The sequence below is a fragment of the Streptococcus cristatus genome (genome assembly GCF_003943465.1).
Lineage (GTDB): Bacteria > Bacillota > Bacilli > Lactobacillales > Streptococcaceae > Streptococcus > Streptococcus cristatus_C.
The window spans coordinates 119323-135754 of sequence record NZ_RJPR01000004.1 but is presented as its reverse complement, the minus strand read 5'-3'; the positions used below and the strand labels follow the sequence as shown (position 1 = coordinate 135754).

The following is a 16432-nucleotide window of genomic DNA, read 5'->3' as shown; positions in this document are numbered from 1 at the left end:
AACAGCTTCCTATTCTGTAAAAAACGACTTTATTGAGATTTATAGATGAAATTTTATATAAAAAAAGGTATGATAGATACATATTCGGGAGGAATAATATGAAAATTATCGTCGTCGGAAGCGGGAAGGTCGGAGCCGCCCTTTGTCGCTCGCTCGTTGCTGAAAAGCATGATGTCGTTTTAATTGAACAAAATGAAGCTGTTCTAAATCATATTACAAAACGTTACGATATTATGGGCATCGTTGGAAATGGTGCTAATTTTAAAATCTTGGAGCAGGCAGATGTTGCCCACTGTGATATCTTTATTGCCATGACTGAGCAGGATGAGGTCAACATGGTTTCAGCCGTTCTCGCAAAGAAAATGGGAGCCAAAGAAACCATTGTCCGCGTGAGAAATCCTGAATACTCTAATGCTTATTTTAAAGAAAAAAATATTCTAGGCTTCTCTCTGATGGTCAATCCTGAACTCCTCGCTGCTCGTTATATTGCCAATATTATTGATTTTCCTAATGCTCTGTCATTGGAGCATTTTGCCAATGGTCGAGTGACCTTGATGGAGTTCAAAATCAAGCCAGAAAGTTATCTCTGCCAAATGAATCTCTCGCAATTTAGGAAGCATTTCCCTCACGTTATTATCTGTGCTATTGAGAGAGAGGGCAAACTCAGTATTCCAGATGGGGATTTCACCTTGCAGCCATCTGATAAAATCTTCCTGACTGGAAATCGTTCAGAAATTGTCCGCTTCCACAATAAAATCCGACCAAGAGTCATCAAGAGCCTCATGATTATCGGGGCAGGCAAGATTGCCTATTATCTCTTAAATATTCTCAAAAATAGTAAGATTGAGCTCAAGGTCGTCGAAATCAATCGCCAGCGGGCAGAGTTCTTCAGCCAAGAATTTCCTGAGCTCTATGTGGTCAATGGAGACGGTACAGCCAAAGATATTCTACTCGAGGAAAGAGCTGCACATTACGATGCAATAGCTACTCTGACAGGCGTCGATGAAGAAAATATCATCACCTCAATGTTCCTCAACAATCTTGGAGTTCAAAAAAACATTACCAAGATCAACCGGACAAGCCTCCTCGAGATTATTGACAATCAAGACTTCGCAAGTATTGTCACGCCAAAAGGGATTGCTGTTGATACCATTATGCACTTTATCCGCGGACGGAATAACGCGCAATTCTCCAGCCTAGAAGCCTTGCACCATGTAGCAAATGGCCAAATTGAAACGCTTCAATTCCAGATCAATGAAGGAAATAAAATGGTCGAACAGCCACTTTCTCAGCTCAAATTGAGGAGCGGGGTGCTGATTGCTGCTATCATTCGTCAAGGCGTAGCCATCTTCCCAAGTGGAGATGACTATTTGGAAGTCGGAGATAAGATCATCGTGACAACCTTGATTCAAAACATCGATAAGGTTTACGATTTGTTAGAGAGGTAGCCCCATGAATAGACCTATGATTCGCTTTCTCCTCTCTAAACTCCTGCTCATCGAAGCGGCTCTCTTGTTGGTTCCAACAATCGTTGCCCTGATCTACCATGAAGATCTTGAAGTCTTCCTTTCGATCGGCGCGACAATGATTATTTTAGTGATCTTGGGTGGATTAGGTTCAGCCTTTAAGCCTAAGGATGCCCACATTTACACCAAGGAAGGGGTACTGATTGTTGCCCTTTGCTGGATTCTCTGGTCCTTCTTTGGCGCTCTGCCTTTTGTCTTTTCTGGTCAGATTCCTAATCTAATTGATGCTTTCTTTGAAGTTAGCTCTGGCTTTACCACTACTGGTGCTACGATTTTAAATGATGTATCTGTCCTTTCCCATTCCCTCCTCTTTTGGCGTAGTTTTACCCACTTGATTGGAGGAATGGGGGTGCTGGTCTTTGCCTTGGCTATCATGGACAATGCTAAAAATGGCCACTTAGAAGTCATGAAAGCGGAAGTTCCTGGACCAGTCTTTGGTAAGGTTGTGTCGAAATTAAGAAACACCGCCCAGATTCTTTATATTATCTATCTAGCGCTCTTTGCTCTTTTTACTTTTCTTTATTTCCTCGCCGGCATGCCACTCTTTGATAGTATCGTCATCGCAATGGGAACAGCTGGTACGGGAGGCTTCACTGTCTTTAACGACGGAATTGCCCACTACAACAGTTCTCTAATCACCTACCTTGTCAGCTTTGGCGTTCTGACCTTTGGGGTAAACTTCAATCTCTACTATTATCTCTTGATTCGAAGATTTAAAGCCTGTTTTCATGATGAGGAGTTGAAAGGCTATCTCTGGATTGTCCTCACTGCCACCATTTTGATTAGCTTCAATGTTCTCCATATTTACGGGGAATTTGCAAAAAGCTTAGAAATTTCATTTTTCCAAGTTTCCAACATCATTACTACGACAGGATTCGGCTATGGAGATACCGTACAGTGGCCCCTCTTCTCACAAGTCATTCTGCTGCTGCTCATGTGTCTAGGTGGTTCTGCTGGCTCCACCGCTGGCGGTTTCAAAGTGATCCGTGCCATTATCATCGGTCGCATCGCTAAAAACCAAATCCTTTCCACGATTTCGCCAAACCGCGTTCTAACCATGCATATCAACGGTGCTGTTTTGGATAAAGATACCCAACACAAGGTTCTCAAATATTTGGCAGTTTATATTTTGATTATCGCAGCTTTGATTTTCATCATCAGTCTGGACAATAACAATCTAATGACTGTTACCAGTGCTGTCATCAGCTGTTTCAATAATATCGGACCAATGATTGGGACAACCGAGACTTTCTCTATCTATAGCCCATTTTCTAAATTCCTCCTCTCTCTTGCCATGATTGCAGGACGTTTAGAAATATATCCTATCCTGCTTCTATTCCTACCAAGAACCTGGTCTAATAGATAGCAGGAATAACTATAGTATAATACTTAAGTTTATTATCAAGTTCAAAAACAAAAGCTCTATAATTTCTGTAGTGAATAAAACACTGTAGGAATTATGGAGCCTATTTTGTTATCTCGAATATATAATATACTAATCATGTCATTTACTTGATACATAATTTCTCATTAATTTATTTTTCCATGTTATCCTCCGATTGGGCTTGCTACTGATTTCCTTTTCACGCTTCATTATGGTTCTAGTATGCCACAAACAATATATATAAGGTTTGATTAAACCATAAAAGACCACCTCAAGGTGGTCTTTTATCCAAGTAAACTATTTTCCATTATGTTCTTGCTGGAAGGCTTCCATGGCCTTGAACTGTTCTAGTTCTTTTTCGTTAGCTGGCTGCTTGCCTAAATATTTATACTCAAAGAAATCCATACGTGCACTTGGGCCAAAGTCACTTTCTAACCACGGCGCGTAGTCAAAGTCTACTGATAACCTATTGTTTTCATCCAAATGAATGATACAAATATACCAATCTGCCAAGTCATTTTCAACAAACACCTTTTTCAGTTCTTCAGATTTTTTAAATAAAATCTTATTTTCGTTTAAAACTTCTACCATAGATAGACCAAAATCTTCTGACATTTCAAGATGGTAATGATATTGATTTTTATATTTGAAAAAGAAATAAGCCCCTCCACTGTAAGTCTTGTCAATCTCGATTACAATATACAAATCATCCCACTCAACTGGAATCATATCATTGGCTTGATGCACAATCTCGATAATCTTCTCATTAATTTGTTTTTCCATATTATTCTCTTTCTAACTCGCTAAATTGCAGCTAGCAAATCTTGTCCATTCTTAACCTTATTGACGATTCTTTTAAAAATCCAGTCCAATGATAATCCATTCATCGATGATATCCCAAAAATTTAAGTTTCCTTTGGGAAGCTCTTTGGTGGACCAAAGATATGCTCCTGTCTCCAGATTTTGGTTTAAATCAAGTACCACATAGGTCCCCATCCCGTTACTGAAAAAATTATAACAAGATGTTAAATCCATCTCCAACTGGTCTCCATACTCCCATTCAAAATCAGCCATGGAATCAATATTTTCAGTGTTATCCAAGCCCATTGTTTTACTAGGGTAGTAGTAAAAGCCATTATGAACTTTTGTGTAAAAGTCTACAATCGTTTTATCTATATTTTCAATCGGACAGTCAAATTTCTCACTAAATTCTGATTCTGGCAGTGGATTTTTCCCTTCATAGAAAACTGTTTTTTGAGTCTTGTAACTAAGAATAGTATATAAAATAGAGTATTCATCGCCGATTTTCATCAACTCAATATCAGTCAAATATGTTTGTAGATAAAGAATCGTATTGCTCAATTCCTCTGCAAGATATTTCCCCAAAACTCCTAGAATAACTGCTTTTCTATCGTCTAAATCATCCGTTAGAAAAACATCCTTCCAATATTCTGGAATGGGAGCATTCAAAATAGTAGATCTACCGGTTATAAACTCCACTTTTTTCTCAGGCGATAGCGTGTATTTATTTAAAAACGCAATCTTTTCATTTACCATTTTATCCATCTTCACCTCCAGCTTGATTTATCATCAACTTTCCTGTATCTCTAGTATACCACAAAGCATACCTTCCAAGCTTTCTCAGCTAAAAACCGCCCAAAAGGGCGGTCAACTTAGATATTATTTATCGTTCTGAACCAATAGGTCGTATGGGAAGAAATCCAAATCTTTGAGACGTTCATCATAGATACCACGCATCTTGCAAAGGGCAGCGGTATCAAAACTCCAGTAACCATAATAGGCATCCTCTGTCTTATGTGTGTCATACCATGATGCTTCTGAGTGGGCATAGTACCAGAACTTCTGTGCTTCAATGACACTATCTGCATCATCCCCAATCATATTGAGATACTCTAGGTGAGAACGGAAGTTTTCTACCTTTCCTTCCAATAAATAGAGGGCCAGGGTATCAATGTAGCCGTCTTGAATACTTTCGTCTTCCTCAGAATATTGTACATATTTATCAAACAAAATTTTTACATCATCTATAAACTCTTCTTTACGATTTTCAAAAAGAACCGCTAGGGACAGATAGTCAATAGTGGTGAAAATACCATCATTTTCAGTATAAGATAAGCTATAATAATGTAGACCTTCCTTGAAATATTCGAAAATACTATTTATGCTATCTCCTAATGAATAACAAGTTCTCAATAATTCATTATTTGTAACATCTAAATCAATATAATAGGTACTCAATTTATTTGAAGTTATTATTGGTCTCATCTCTCTTAAATTTTCCAACCAATCTACTCCTTCATTCTTAATACCAATAAAATAATTCTTTGATTTAATTTTATCTCGTAACATAAACTCCTCATTTCATCTTTTTAGCGGCATCATCCAGTTGATTAACAATAATATTCCCATTCTTTTTGACATTGAATAAGTGATTTTGGATATCACCCGCATATTGCGCTTTAAGAATCGCATCGTAGTGTTCTGAATTGACTGCTTTTTTAAGTCTATTCCTTATCCACCGTTTATTCATCTGTTTCCCATCTTTAGTTTTACCAAGTCTAGCTTTATTATACTTAGCCTCCGAAATGATGTATGGTGGGTGGCCATTAGGATTGTAGTAAACACCATCAATCCCCTGATGACCAGCATCACCCAATCCCGTTACTATGTCCTTACTGATACGTTCATAACCAAACTGACGATAGTACTCATCCTGAACCATTTCACCGAAGTTACCTTTCTTCAAACTTGAAGAAAGCGCCTCCTCGCCATAGCGGACTTTTAATATCTCAGCTTGTTGTTTAGCTATCTCTTCTATCGTATGTACTTCAGAAGTTACCGGAACATTATTCTTCAACATTTTCTGATGGAGGTCATCCAAATGGCTTTCCCACTTGTGGCCTTCCCAATGGACTTCAGGATGAGCTTGCGCACCGGCTTCCTTGCTGAACTCTCGGCCAACCTTCCGACCGCTCTGCTCGCTTGCCTCGCCATAAAGATCCCGACGTATACGCTGAAACTCCGCACTCTCACCCGTACTCTGGTAAAGTCGAGCGGTATGTTTGCCAATGTCCTCTCCATGACGGAATTTATCCAACCCCGCAAAGGAGAACTTCTTGTAACTCAAGTCATCCCAAAGATTCCCCAAACGACTTCTAAAGAAGTCCTTGGTCGCACCGTAGCTCTCCCGTGCTAGTGTGCTCAGATAGTTGTCAGACAACATCGTACGAGCTTGTTTTATATAAGATAAGCCCTTTTCAATCTTGGGCACCTGTGACAATCGGCTAATCAGCTTGCTCTTGCCGGCTATCTTGGCTAACTTAGCAGGACCAATAAATGAAACGATTTCACTGATGATTTCTCCCGCAGCCTGTCCACTTTCGTAACCCGAAAACTGTCCAGCTAGCTCGATTTTATCACGAATCGGTTGCTGTTTCAAATCTTTGGCATGACGGATATCATGTAGAATCGACCCCATGAGACTGCCGTTTGTCAAACCATAAAAGACCACCTTAAGGTGGTCTTTTATCCAAGCAAATTACTTTCCATTATGTTCCTGCTGAAAGGCTTCCATGGCCTTGAACTGTTCTAGTTCTTTTTCATTGGCTGGCTGCTTGCCTAAGTATTTATACTCAAACAAGTCCATTCGAGCGCTTGGACCATAACCGCTTTCCAACCATGGCGCGTAGTCAAAGTCTACTGACAGCTTATTATTTTCATCCAAATGAATGATACAAATATACCAATCTGTCAAATCATTCTCAACAAATACTTTTTTTAATTCTTGTGACTTCTCAAATAATCGATCTGTTTGGCTATAAATTTCGAATTTATCTACACCAAAATCTCTAGGAATGTATAAATAATAGTGATATTCATTCTTATATTTAAAATAAAAATAAACTTCTCCACTGTATGTCTTATCCATCTCGATTACAATATACAAATCATCCCACTCAACTGGAATCATATCGTTGGCTTGATGTACGATTTCGATAATTTTTCCATTAATTTGTTCTTCCATTTTATCCTCCGATTTAGTTCTATCAGTGCTCCACTACAATCTCAGTATACCACAAAACCTATGGACCAGCGGTTGGAAAACCATAAAAGACCACCTTAAGGCAGTCTTTTATCCAAGCAAACTATTTGCCGTTATGTTCCTGCTGGAAGGCTTCCATTGCTTTGAAGTGCTCTAGTTCTTTTTCATTCGCTGGTTGCTTTCCGAGATATTTATATTCAAAAAAATCCATTTGTTGACCTGAGCTAAAATCACTTTCATTCCAAGGTGCATAGTCAAATTCAGCAGATAATTTCGTGCCAATTACCTTTATCGTACAAGAAGTCCACAAAGGTTGTTCTTCTTTCTCAAAAATTTCTCTCAATTCCCAAGCCAATCTAAAGGTGCGTCTTTCTTGATTCCGAAATTCTAAATTGGGAATACCATACCGCTTTGGAATATAGAGATTGTAGATATACTCGTTTTTCCCCTCTTCATTAAAGAAATAATATACCTCTCCCCCATCAAAAGCTAAACTTATGTTAATAAAAAGATTATCCCAAGCTACTGGTATTGTCTCATTAACACTCTGTGCGATCTCACGAATTTTTTCATTAATTTGTTTTTCCATTTTATCCTCCGATTTGGTTTAAGATTGATTTAATACGCGGTCTCTCATCGCCTATTTGATAGATAACCTCAAATGAATCCGGTCTCAATGACTTACCTGAGTAGACTGGCTGAATGTCTACTGTGACTTTTCTAGGTGGTACTTCCTTAAGTGCACTCGCCCATTCTTCTTCCATATTGTACCAGGTTCCACCAGGACGGTTGATTTCACGGTTCATAGCCACAACATTATCAAAGTCTCCAGAACCATTGAAACGAGTCCCAATCAAGTGTCCACCATCATCCAGACCTTCCCAAAGCTCGGCTTCCGTAATCCGATACTCACGACCAGCCACACGTTGACTATGGGCATTACGTTTCCCCTTCTTGAGAATCAATTCGTCCACTTCAACACGAGAAATACGGCCAAACTCGTCTGTCGTATAGCGGTAACCACTCTCTGTCACATACTGAACGTTTGGCAAGAGTTCCTTACGGCCATTGACTCCTTTAGTAAAGTGCTCGCCATATTCAACCTCTTTAACAGTTTTACTAGTGTTCTCAGCGTTTTCTTCCAGACCTTTAGCTACATCATCGCCATGCTTAGTCAGTTGTTCACTGGCTTCTTTGCTGAACTCTTGACGAGCTTTCTTGCCTGCTTGTTCTGCAGCTTCTTTCGCACCCTTAGCTACTTCATCGCCATGTTTAGCTAACTGCTCACTAGCTTCCTTGCTGAACTCCTTGCCAACTTTCTTACCAGCTTGTTCTGCAGCCTCTTTCGCACCCTTAGCCACATCATCACTATGCTTAGATAGTTGTTCACTGGCTTCTTTGCTGAACTCTTGACGAGCTTTCTTGCCTGCTTGCTCTGCAGCCTCTTTCGCACTTTTAGCTACATCATCACTATGCTTAGCTAACTGCTCACTAGCTTCCTTGCTGAATTCTCGACTAACCTTCCGACCGCTCTGCTCGCTTGCCTCGCCATAGAGTTTCTGGCGTATACGCTGAAACTCCGCACTCTCACCCGTACTCTGGTAAAGTCGAGCGGTATGCTTGCCAATGTCATCTCCATAGCGGAAATCATCCAACCCCGCAAAGGAGAACTTCTTGTAACTCAAGTCATCCCATAGATTCCCCAAACGACTTCTAAAGAAGTCCTTGGTCGCACCATAGCTCTCCCGTGCTAGTGTACTCAGATAGTTGTCAGACAACATCGTACGAGCTTGTTTTATATAAGATAGACCCTTTTCAATCTTGGGCACCTGTGACAATCGGCTTACCAGCTTGCTCTTGCCGGCTATCTTGGCTAACTTAGTAGGACCAATAAATGAAACGATCTCACTGATGATTTCTCCCGCAGCCTGTCCACTTTCGTAACCCGAAAACTGTCCAACCAATTTAATTTTATCACGAATCGGTTGCTGTTTCAAATCTTTGGCATGACGGGCATCATGTAGAATCGACCCCATGAGACTGCCATCGCGAGTACTGTCGTCTAAGGCATTAATCAAATCATTCACTTCTGGAATCATTGTGACTAATCCATAAGCAGTCCCAAGCGTATTTAGTAAGGCTTCGCCAAGAGCATTCTTCCCACCTTCTAGATCATCCTTCATCCACTGCGGAGTTTCTTTCCCCATGAGAGAATTATAACCAAACGTCAGACCTTCGTGGGTGTATTGGGCAAGATCAACACCAAATTCTACAGCTCCAAACGTTGCATCACCTAAAACGCCAAAGGCTGCATCCCCAAAACCTTTGATGTAGGCCCAGTTCGGATCATCCTTCATCCATTCAGTCATTCCGTCTAAACTATCAGAGAAGCCCTTACGCCAATCTCGCAACGTGGCCTGAATTGGATGGTGAAGGCGCCAATCCTTTTCTATCCTCTCCTTTTCCTTGTCTTCCAATTCCTTGGCTTTTTGTGCCTCTAGCTCGGCTTTCTGGACACTCTCATCTATCTGATCATCTATCTCCTTGACCTTATCTGCCATGGGGGAAAGATTGTTCACTACTTGGCTGATAATAGGATCGCTATAGTCTAGCTCATTTGTCTGCTGCAGTTGACCCAGCAATTCTTGCAGATATTGGAGACTAGTCTCCGTTGCCAATGCGGTGCCTTGGCCATCCCAGGTTGAGACTTTTTCTATCGTAGTCGTTATCACTTCCTTAGCATTCGAGAGATTACCTCCAAAATACTCATAGTTCTTAGCATCGCTGGTCACAGAGACTAGGTCACTGACGCTATCCGTTGCGCTGTTGATTGTTTTTCTAATTTGATCAATCTCACCTTTTAGGGTATCAAAATATTCGCTTGTAGACTTCAAATAACTATGGCTAATTATCGCTGTACTTGACTTCTCGCCAGTCGCTGATTGAAAGCTCTCCACTTCCTTAGAAAAGTCACTTTGCAGACTATAAAGAAGATCCTTTAGTTGCATTAGCAGCATATTATGCGAACTATTAATCTCGCCCGCGATTGCTTGCCCCACATTACCATACATGGAATTAGAAGTGATCACAGAATTATAAGAGCTTTTAGCAGCTTCCAAACTACTAATTAATTTTTTAGATTGCGATTGAAGCCCCTCAAAAACATTATATAGTTCTTCTACATCGACGTAAAATCCATCACTCATCTAATCCCTCCTTCTCTACTAACTTCTCATTCAAAAAGGCTAAATAAGCCAACTGATCTACCCTAGTCATAAAGGCGGTTGACAACTGGTGGCTTTTGATATAAGTCTGGCGAATGACTTCTTCTGAAATTCTTTCCTCCCATTCATTTTCATAGCCAAAATGAACAACATTCTTAATCATCATGTTGCTAACAAATACAGGCGGAAAAGCAGCAACTTCACCAAATGGCCATACTCGACCAAAATAATCGATCACATAAGGGTCAAAACCTTCTGCTAACGGTGCCTTGCGTCCAGTCAGCATGACCAACGCTCCTGGCTCCTCAGAAAACATTTCCTTAAGCTCACTGTTCAGCAAATCCAAATCAAGCTCAACAACTGAACCAATCGGATAAATCTTTCCAAAATAGACATCTAGAATAGCCAAAAATAGAAAAAATGAATCTTCCGACCACACCTGCTCTTCCCCGTTAAAAGAGAAGGTAATCTGACCGTTCTGAGTACGGGTAAAAAGAATAGTCGTTCCAAGCAAAGAATTGTATTCGTATTGAGATCCTTTCAGCTTGATTAACTTGTATAATTCTCTCATCAAAGGGGGCCGTGCTCCCAGAAAATCTCCGAATTTGATAATAGTATCTGTTATTTCGAAATCAGTATCCGGCCACGTAGACAAGACTGTGCGAAAGTCCTCCAACTCTTGAGTATCTGCCATTAGTTAAACCTCACATAATTCTTATTCTTATCAATTTGACTAGCATAGACAGCATCATCCTCAATGATTTTCTCACCCATCTTAGCCATCATATCTGCCCTTGCTTCTCCATACGTTTTATAAGCAGTCAAGGCTGAGTTCCAAGTATCTTGAATTGTATTAAATTTTTTAAAACGAGAAAGAGTTGTCGAGCTAACTTCTTTTTTTGACAAAGCTACTAGCCCATGAACACTTTTCTTAGCATTACTGACAACACTAGACCATTCTTCGGGTTGTACACCTACTTTATCTTGAGACATGTTTCCTCCTTTTATTGAATGGAATTCCACCAAGACTGAGCTTGATCCCAAAAACTCTGCGCCGCTCCCAATAAATCTAACTGAGAGGCTTTCAATTTCACTAATTCACCATTAATGTTTTTCAAGGTATCCTGATAATTGTTTTCCATATCAGTCAGATTTGTAATTCCACGCTCGAAATGAAATTTACATTCTTTTTTTAAATCTCCTTTCCAATTACCAGCAGGAGACATATCTCCTGCAGATCCATTGAAAAGATTTTCTGCACCATCAATTTTTCCATTTAGTAGAACGAGCTGTTCGTCTAAAATTTTCTTTGCAGCCTCTAATCGCTCTATTTTTGAGCCTACATTATCTGCTTCTTGCTTTTTTTGATCTCCGCTTAATTGGCAATTTCTCGCATTTTGAGCATATAAATCATTGTCGATAATTTCTACCATTACGTCTCCTTTCTTTATTCGTTTCCTCAGCTTTTCAAAAAAGACTAGGACAAGGTCCTAGTACTTTATTTTGCATAATCAACTGCTCGCATTTCGCGAATGACTGTGACCTTGATATTTCCTGGATACTCCAAGTTATTTTCAATCTTTTCACGCACATCATGCGCCAAGATTGTAATCTTATCGTCCTTGATTTTCTCTGGACTAACCATGATTCGGATTTCACGACCTGCTTGAAGGGCAAAGCTTGTCTTAACTCCTTCAAAGCTGTTCGCAATTTCTTCCAAATCTTGCAATCTCTTGATGTAGCTTTCCAGCGATTCACTGCGAGCTCCTGGACGAGCTGCACTTAGGGCATCAGCTGCTGCAACGATGACTGCAATAACACTCTCAGGTTCCACATCTCCGTGGTGGCTAGCAATGGTATTGATAACAACTGGATGCTCCTTATACTTGCGAGCCAACTCAGTTCCAATTTCTACGTGGCTGCCTTCTACTTCTCGATCGATGGCCTTACCAATATCATGGAGGAAACCAGCACGACGAGCCAAGTTAACATTTTCACCCAACTCTCCAGCAATAACTCCAGCCAGTTTGGCAACCTCAATCGAGTGACGGAGAACATTTTGCCCGTAAGAAGTACGGAACTGCAAGCGACCCATGATCTTCATCAAATCAGGATGCAAGTTTGGTGCTCCAATTTCATAAGCTGCGGCTTCACCATACTCTCGAATACGATTGTCAATCTCTAAGCGATTCTTTTCGACCAATTCCTCGATACGAGCCGGATGAATCCGACCATCCTTGAGAAGAGCTTCCATAGTCATCCGAGCAATCTCACGGCGAACTGGATCGAAACCTGAAAGAGTAACCACTTCAGGCGTATCATCAATGATAACATCAATTCCTGTCAAGCTTTCAAAGGTTCGAATATTTCGGCCTTCACGTCCGATAATCCGTCCCTTCATACTGTCATCAGGAAGATGAACCGTTGAATTGGTCTGCTCAGCCACATAGTCACCAGCAATCCGCTGCATAGCTTGAACCAAGATATCCTTGGCTACCTTGTCCGAACGCTCTTTGATATCCTGCTCTGCTTCCCGAATACGAGTCGCAATCTCCTTGGACAGCTTGTCCTCGGTCTTGGTCAAGATAATCTCACGCGCTTCCGTCTGAGTCAAGGACGCTACCCGCTCAAGCTCAGCTTCTTTTTGCTTCTCTAGCTCAGCTACTTGTGCTTCACGCGCATCAATGTGTTTAGCTTTATCAGTCAGACTTTGTTCTTTGTGCTCCAAAGTCTTTTCCTTGTTGGTTAAATTATCATCTTTGCGATCAAGGCTACTTGCACGCTCTGTCAAGCGGCTTTCAATTTGTTTTAACTCTTGACGCTCAGACTTAAATTCTGCATCAACCTCTTCACGATATTTTCTGGCTTCTTCTTTTGCCTCCAAAAGTGCTTCTTTTTTAAGCGAACTGGTTTCGCGCATCGCTTCTTTGACAATCAAATCCGCTTCGCGTTCTGCCTGACCGCGTAAATTGGTTGCTTCTTGTTCAGCATTTAAAAGAGTAAGTTCCGCGGCTTCTTTAGATGCTTTCATCTTAACCGCGGTTCCTACATACCCAATCACTAAACCAATGATGGCAGCAAAAACAAAAGCAGCTATAGTATATAAGCCCATGTTTTTACTCCAAATCTATTTAATTATTGAATTCAAAATTCCTTTTTATTCTATCATAAATAGCAGAAATTCACAAATCAATTTTTTGAAAAAGAAGGCCGTTTTTTGCCTATTATTGGTCGAAAAGGCGCTAAATCAAAGAATTTAATATATAAAATTTTTTTATTTCCTAACTCTCATTTTTTTATGCTATAATCAAAAGGAAGTGTTTGAAATGTCGCTTTTGAAATCTGATCTCATTTTCAGGTTCCAATTTTAAAATTTTAAAGGAGAAATCATGTCTAAAGAAGTCATCGTTGAAAGTTTTGAGCTTGACCATACAATCGTAAAAGCACCTTATGTTCGTCTCATTGGCGAGGAAACTGGTCCCAAAGGAGATATTATCTCTAACTTTGATATTCGCTTGGTGCAGCCAAATGAAGACTCTATTCCGACGGCTGGCCTGCATACCATCGAGCATTTACTGGCTATGCTGATTCGCAAGCGGATTGACGGTATGATTGACTGCTCACCTTTCGGTTGCCGCACAGGCTTCCATATGATCATGTGGGGACAACACTCAGCGACTGAAATTGCTAAAGTCATCAAATCTTGCTTAGAAGAAATCGCTGAAACGACTACTTGGGAGGATGTCCCTGGCACTACTATCGAATCCTGTGGTAATTACAAGGATCACAGCCTTTTTTCTGCCAAAGAATGGGCGAAACTCATTCTCAGCCAAGGGATCTCTGACAATGCTTTCGAGCGCCATGTCCTCTAAGCAGAGAGATTTTAGTTTCTAAGATTGTATTATTTGTGCTAAAAATGAAAAAATCAACCCGCCCTTCTGGAGACAGAGGGCGGGTTTGTTCTTATTATTCCTGCATAGCATAGCCGATACCACGGACAGTTTTGATATAGCTGGTCTGCCCAGCAACGTCAATCTTACTCCGTAGGTAGCGAATATAGACATCTACTACATTAGTTTCAGTGGCACCTTCATACTTCCAGACACGTTCTAGAAGCTGCTCGCGACTCATGACCTTTTGCTTGCTCATCAACGTCACTAATAGATCATATTCTCGTCGTGTCAAGGCAATCACTTCCTCTCCACGATAGACGATATGATTTTTCAAATCAACTCGTAGATTGCGGTAAGCAGTCGGTGTTTTTAGCTTGCTACAATGCTGGTCGATAAAGTCTCGACCTCGAAAAATATCGGAAACTTTCTCAACCAAATCGCTGATAATAAAAGGCTTGACGGTATAGGAAACAGCAAAGCGCTGAATCTCATCTGCATGTTCTTTGATTTCTTCACGGCTGGCTAAGACGATAATAACTGAGGCCGGCTTGAACAAACTCAGTTGCCTAGCAAACTCACTAGCGGTCATATCCTGCAGGTCATAATTAAGCAAAAATAGATCATAGTCATTTTCTCTAGCTAGTGCCAAACCTTGACTTCCTGTCTCAACTACATCCAAAAGAAATGCTTCCTTTTGCAGTTCCAAAGTCACAAATCGTGCAAGATTCTTTTCATTTTCTACTAATAAAATTCGCTTTGCCATAGGCCTATCCTATTTTTCGTCATACCAAGAGTAGTGGAAGGTTCCTTCTTTGTCTTTACGTTGGTAAGTGTGAGCACCAAAGTAGTCACGTTGTGCTTGGATCAAGTTAGCTGGAAGGTCCGCTGAACGGTAGCTATCAAAGTAAGTAATAGCTGCTGAGAAGGTTGGTACTGGTACGCCAGCTTGGACCGCAAGAGCTACGATATCACGCACTGCTTGTTGGTACTTGGCAGTAACATCCAAGAAGTATTCATCCAAGAGAAGGTTAGCAAGATCAGCATCACGGTTGTAGGCATCTGTGATCTTTTGCAAGAAACGAGAACGGATGATACAGCCATCACGCCAGATAGATGCGATGTCCGCAAATGGCAAGTTCCAGTTGTTTTCTTTAGATGCCACACGCAATTGAGCAAAACCTTGTGCGTATGAAATAATTTTTGAGAAGTACAGAGCTTGACGGATTTTTTCGATCAACTCAGCCTTGTCACCTTCAAATTTGAAGGCAGCTGGTTTTGGAAGCACCTTGCTAGCATGTACACGCTCTTCTTTGTAAGTAGAGATGTAACGGGCAAATACTGACTCAGTGATCAGTGACAATGGCACACCAAGGTCAAGTGATGATTGGCTGGTCCATTTACCAGTTCCCTTGTTACCTGCAGCATCAAGGATGTAGTCTACGATTGGTCCATCTTGCCCTTCATCGTCTTTACGGCTCAAGATATCAGCTGTGATTTCGATCAAGTAGCTATCAAGCTCGCCTTTATTCCACTCAGTGAAGATTTCAGCCATGTCTTCTGCAGAAAGACCAAGCAAGTGTTGCATGAGGTCATAGCTTTCTGCAATCAATTGCATATCACCATACTCGATACCGTTGTGGACCATTTTCACATAGTGACCAGCTCCGTCAGGACCGATGTAAGTCACACATGGTTTACCATCTTCAGGTGCTTTAGCTGAGATTTCTTCGAGAACATCAGCAACCAATTCGTAGGCTTCTTTTTGTCCACCAGGCATGATAGAAGGACCTTCAAGGGCACCTTTTTCACCACCAGAAACACCAGTTCCGATAAAGTTAATGCCTGAGTTTGCCAATTCTTCATTACGACGGATTGTATCTTTATAGAAAGTGTTTCCGCCGTCGATCAAGATATCGCCCTTGTCAAGGTGTGGAAGAAGAGCTTGGATAGTTGCGTCTGTACCAGGTCCAGCTTGAACCATGAGCATGATACGGCGAGGTTTTTCAATGGATTGAACGAAAGACTCTACATCGTAGCTTGGAACAAATTTCTTTTCAGGATGGCAAGCGATTACGTCTTCTGTTTTTTCTTTACTACGGTTGTAAATGGCAACTGTATAACCACGAGATTCGATATTTAGGGCAAGGTTACGACCCATTACGGCCATACCTACGACACCAAAATTAGCTTTTGTCATTTTCTACTCCTATAGACTTAGTTGTTTAATCTGTTATATTTTAACATTTTTACATGGTAATGAAAAGTATTTAGCTGATAGAAATGCTTTTCTGTGGGAGGATACGCAAACAGCCAGAAGTTGCAACTCCCAGCTGTTTGGATAT

Annotated in this window: 16 protein-coding genes; 3 read left to right on the top strand and 13 right to left on the bottom strand. The window is 40.7% G+C overall.

Going from position 1 to position 16432, the window contains the following annotated elements:
• Positions 1–98: 98 nt before the first annotated feature.
• Positions 99–1448, top strand: coding sequence for a Trk system potassium transporter TrkA (gene trkA / locus D8793_RS06265; RefSeq protein ID WP_125371846.1), 1350 nt, complete (start codon positions 99–101; stop codon positions 1446–1448).
• A 4-nt stretch (positions 1449–1452) separates the two neighbouring features.
• Positions 1453–2892, top strand: coding sequence for a TrkH family potassium uptake protein (locus D8793_RS06260; protein ID WP_125371848.1), 1440 nt, complete (start codon positions 1453–1455; stop codon positions 2890–2892).
• Positions 2893–3207: 315 nt separating this feature from the next.
• Here the strand turns inward: D8793_RS06260 and D8793_RS06255 are convergent, their stop codons facing one another.
• The 11 genes from D8793_RS06255 to D8793_RS06195 all read right to left on the bottom strand — a co-directional run bounded on the left by D8793_RS06255 (position 3208) and on the right by D8793_RS06195 (position 13309).
• Entirely contained in the window at positions 3208–3693 is a 486-nt protein-coding gene (locus D8793_RS06255; protein WP_125371850.1) for an immunity protein YezG family protein, read from the bottom strand.
• A 72-nt stretch (positions 3694–3765) separates the two neighbouring features.
• Positions 3766–4476, bottom strand: coding sequence for a hypothetical protein (locus D8793_RS06250; protein WP_125371852.1), 711 nt, complete (start codon positions 4474–4476; stop codon positions 3766–3768).
• A 114-nt stretch (positions 4477–4590) separates the two neighbouring features.
• Positions 4591–5169 carry a PoNe immunity protein domain-containing protein gene (locus tag D8793_RS06245; RefSeq protein ID WP_514133002.1) on the bottom strand — a complete coding sequence of 193 codons (579 nt, stop codon included), beginning with the start codon at positions 5167–5169 and terminating at the stop codon, positions 4591–4593.
• Between the two features lie 118 nt (positions 5170–5287).
• Positions 5288–6427, bottom strand: coding sequence for a hypothetical protein (locus tag D8793_RS12170; protein ID WP_260471128.1), 1140 nt, complete (start codon positions 6425–6427; stop codon positions 5288–5290).
• A gap of 42 nt (positions 6428–6469) precedes the next feature.
• The gene (locus tag D8793_RS06230; RefSeq protein WP_125371856.1) at positions 6470–6955 is read right to left on the bottom strand and encodes an immunity protein YezG family protein; all 486 of its coding nucleotides are present in this window, start codon (positions 6953–6955) and stop codon (positions 6470–6472) included.
• Between the two features lie 121 nt (positions 6956–7076).
• A complete protein-coding gene (locus tag D8793_RS06225; RefSeq protein WP_125371858.1) occupies positions 7077–7562 on the bottom strand; it encodes an immunity protein YezG family protein in 486 nt (161 codons plus the stop codon).
• A gap of 1 nt (position 7563) precedes the next feature.
• Complete coding sequence (locus tag D8793_RS06215; protein ID WP_260471129.1) at positions 7564–10179, bottom strand: DNA/RNA non-specific endonuclease; 2616 nt, start codon at positions 10177–10179, stop codon at positions 7564–7566.
• Positions 10172–10891 carry a DUF4176 domain-containing protein gene (locus tag D8793_RS06210; protein ID WP_015605576.1) on the bottom strand — a complete coding sequence of 240 codons (720 nt, stop codon included), beginning with the start codon at positions 10889–10891 and terminating at the stop codon, positions 10172–10174. The genes D8793_RS06215 and D8793_RS06210 overlap by 8 nt, the downstream gene beginning before the upstream one ends.
• Positions 10891–11190, bottom strand: coding sequence for a hypothetical protein (locus tag D8793_RS06205; protein ID WP_015605577.1), 300 nt, complete (start codon positions 11188–11190; stop codon positions 10891–10893). The genes D8793_RS06210 and D8793_RS06205 overlap by 1 nt, the downstream gene beginning before the upstream one ends.
• Before the next feature lie 11 nt (positions 11191–11201).
• Positions 11202–11630, bottom strand: coding sequence for a hypothetical protein (locus tag D8793_RS06200; RefSeq protein ID WP_125371860.1), 429 nt, complete (start codon positions 11628–11630; stop codon positions 11202–11204).
• 65 nt (positions 11631–11695) lie between these two features.
• Positions 11696–13309 carry a ribonuclease Y gene (locus tag D8793_RS06195; RefSeq protein ID WP_125371863.1) on the bottom strand — a complete coding sequence of 538 codons (1614 nt, stop codon included), beginning with the start codon at positions 13307–13309 and terminating at the stop codon, positions 11696–11698.
• Positions 13310–13586: 277 nt separating this feature from the next.
• Between D8793_RS06195 and D8793_RS06185 the strand changes: the two genes are divergently transcribed.
• Positions 13587–14069 (top strand): S-ribosylhomocysteine lyase, encoded by a 483-nt coding sequence (locus D8793_RS06185; protein WP_125371867.1) that lies wholly within the window; start codon positions 13587–13589, stop codon positions 14067–14069.
• A 94-nt stretch (positions 14070–14163) separates the two neighbouring features.
• Here D8793_RS06185 and D8793_RS06180 read toward each other — a convergent pair whose 3' ends face one another.
• The gene (locus D8793_RS06180; protein ID WP_125371869.1) at positions 14164–14853 is read right to left on the bottom strand and encodes a response regulator transcription factor; all 690 of its coding nucleotides are present in this window, start codon (positions 14851–14853) and stop codon (positions 14164–14166) included.
• Positions 14854–14862: 9 nt separating this feature from the next.
• Positions 14863–16287, bottom strand: coding sequence for an NADP-dependent phosphogluconate dehydrogenase (gnd, locus tag D8793_RS06175; RefSeq protein WP_045498904.1), 1425 nt, complete (start codon positions 16285–16287; stop codon positions 14863–14865).
• Positions 16288–16432: the final 145 nt, after the last annotated feature.

Excerpts from the sequence above, each read along its gene's own strand:
- D8793_RS06230 (WP_125371856.1), bottom strand. The coding sequence starts at position 6,955 with ATGGAAGAACAAATTAATGGAAAAATTATCGAAATCGTACATCAAGCC.
- trkA (WP_125371846.1), top strand. The coding sequence starts at position 99 with ATGAAAATTATCGTCGTCGGAAGCGGGAAGGTCGGAGCCGCCCTTTGT.
- D8793_RS06205 (WP_015605577.1), bottom strand. The coding sequence starts at position 11,190 with ATGTCTCAAGATAAAGTAGGTGTACAACCCGAAGAATGGTCTAGTGTT.
- D8793_RS06255 (WP_125371850.1), bottom strand. The coding sequence starts at position 3,693 with ATGGAAAAACAAATTAATGAGAAGATTATCGAGATTGTGCATCAAGCC.
- D8793_RS06180 (WP_125371869.1), bottom strand. The coding sequence starts at position 14,853 with ATGGCAAAGCGAATTTTATTAGTAGAAAATGAAAAGAATCTTGCACGA.
- gnd (WP_045498904.1), bottom strand. The coding sequence starts at position 16,287 with ATGACAAAAGCTAATTTTGGTGTCGTAGGTATGGCCGTAATGGGTCGT.
- D8793_RS06185 (WP_125371867.1), top strand. The coding sequence starts at position 13,587 with ATGTCTAAAGAAGTCATCGTTGAAAGTTTTGAGCTTGACCATACAATC.
- D8793_RS06210 (WP_015605576.1), bottom strand. The coding sequence starts at position 10,891 with ATGGCAGATACTCAAGAGTTGGAGGACTTTCGCACAGTCTTGTCTACG.
- D8793_RS06200 (WP_125371860.1), bottom strand. The coding sequence starts at position 11,630 with ATGGTAGAAATTATCGACAATGATTTATATGCTCAAAATGCGAGAAAT.
- D8793_RS06195 (WP_125371863.1), bottom strand. The coding sequence starts at position 13,309 with ATGGGCTTATATACTATAGCTGCTTTTGTTTTTGCTGCCATCATTGGT.
- D8793_RS06250 (WP_125371852.1), bottom strand. The coding sequence starts at position 4,476 with ATGGATAAAATGGTAAATGAAAAGATTGCGTTTTTAAATAAATACACG.
- D8793_RS06225 (WP_125371858.1), bottom strand. The coding sequence starts at position 7,562 with ATGGAAAAACAAATTAATGAAAAAATTCGTGAGATCGCACAGAGTGTT.
- D8793_RS06260 (WP_125371848.1), top strand. The coding sequence starts at position 1,453 with ATGAATAGACCTATGATTCGCTTTCTCCTCTCTAAACTCCTGCTCATC.
- D8793_RS06215 (WP_260471129.1), bottom strand. The coding sequence starts at position 10,179 with ATGAGTGATGGATTTTACGTCGATGTAGAAGAACTATATAATGTTTTT.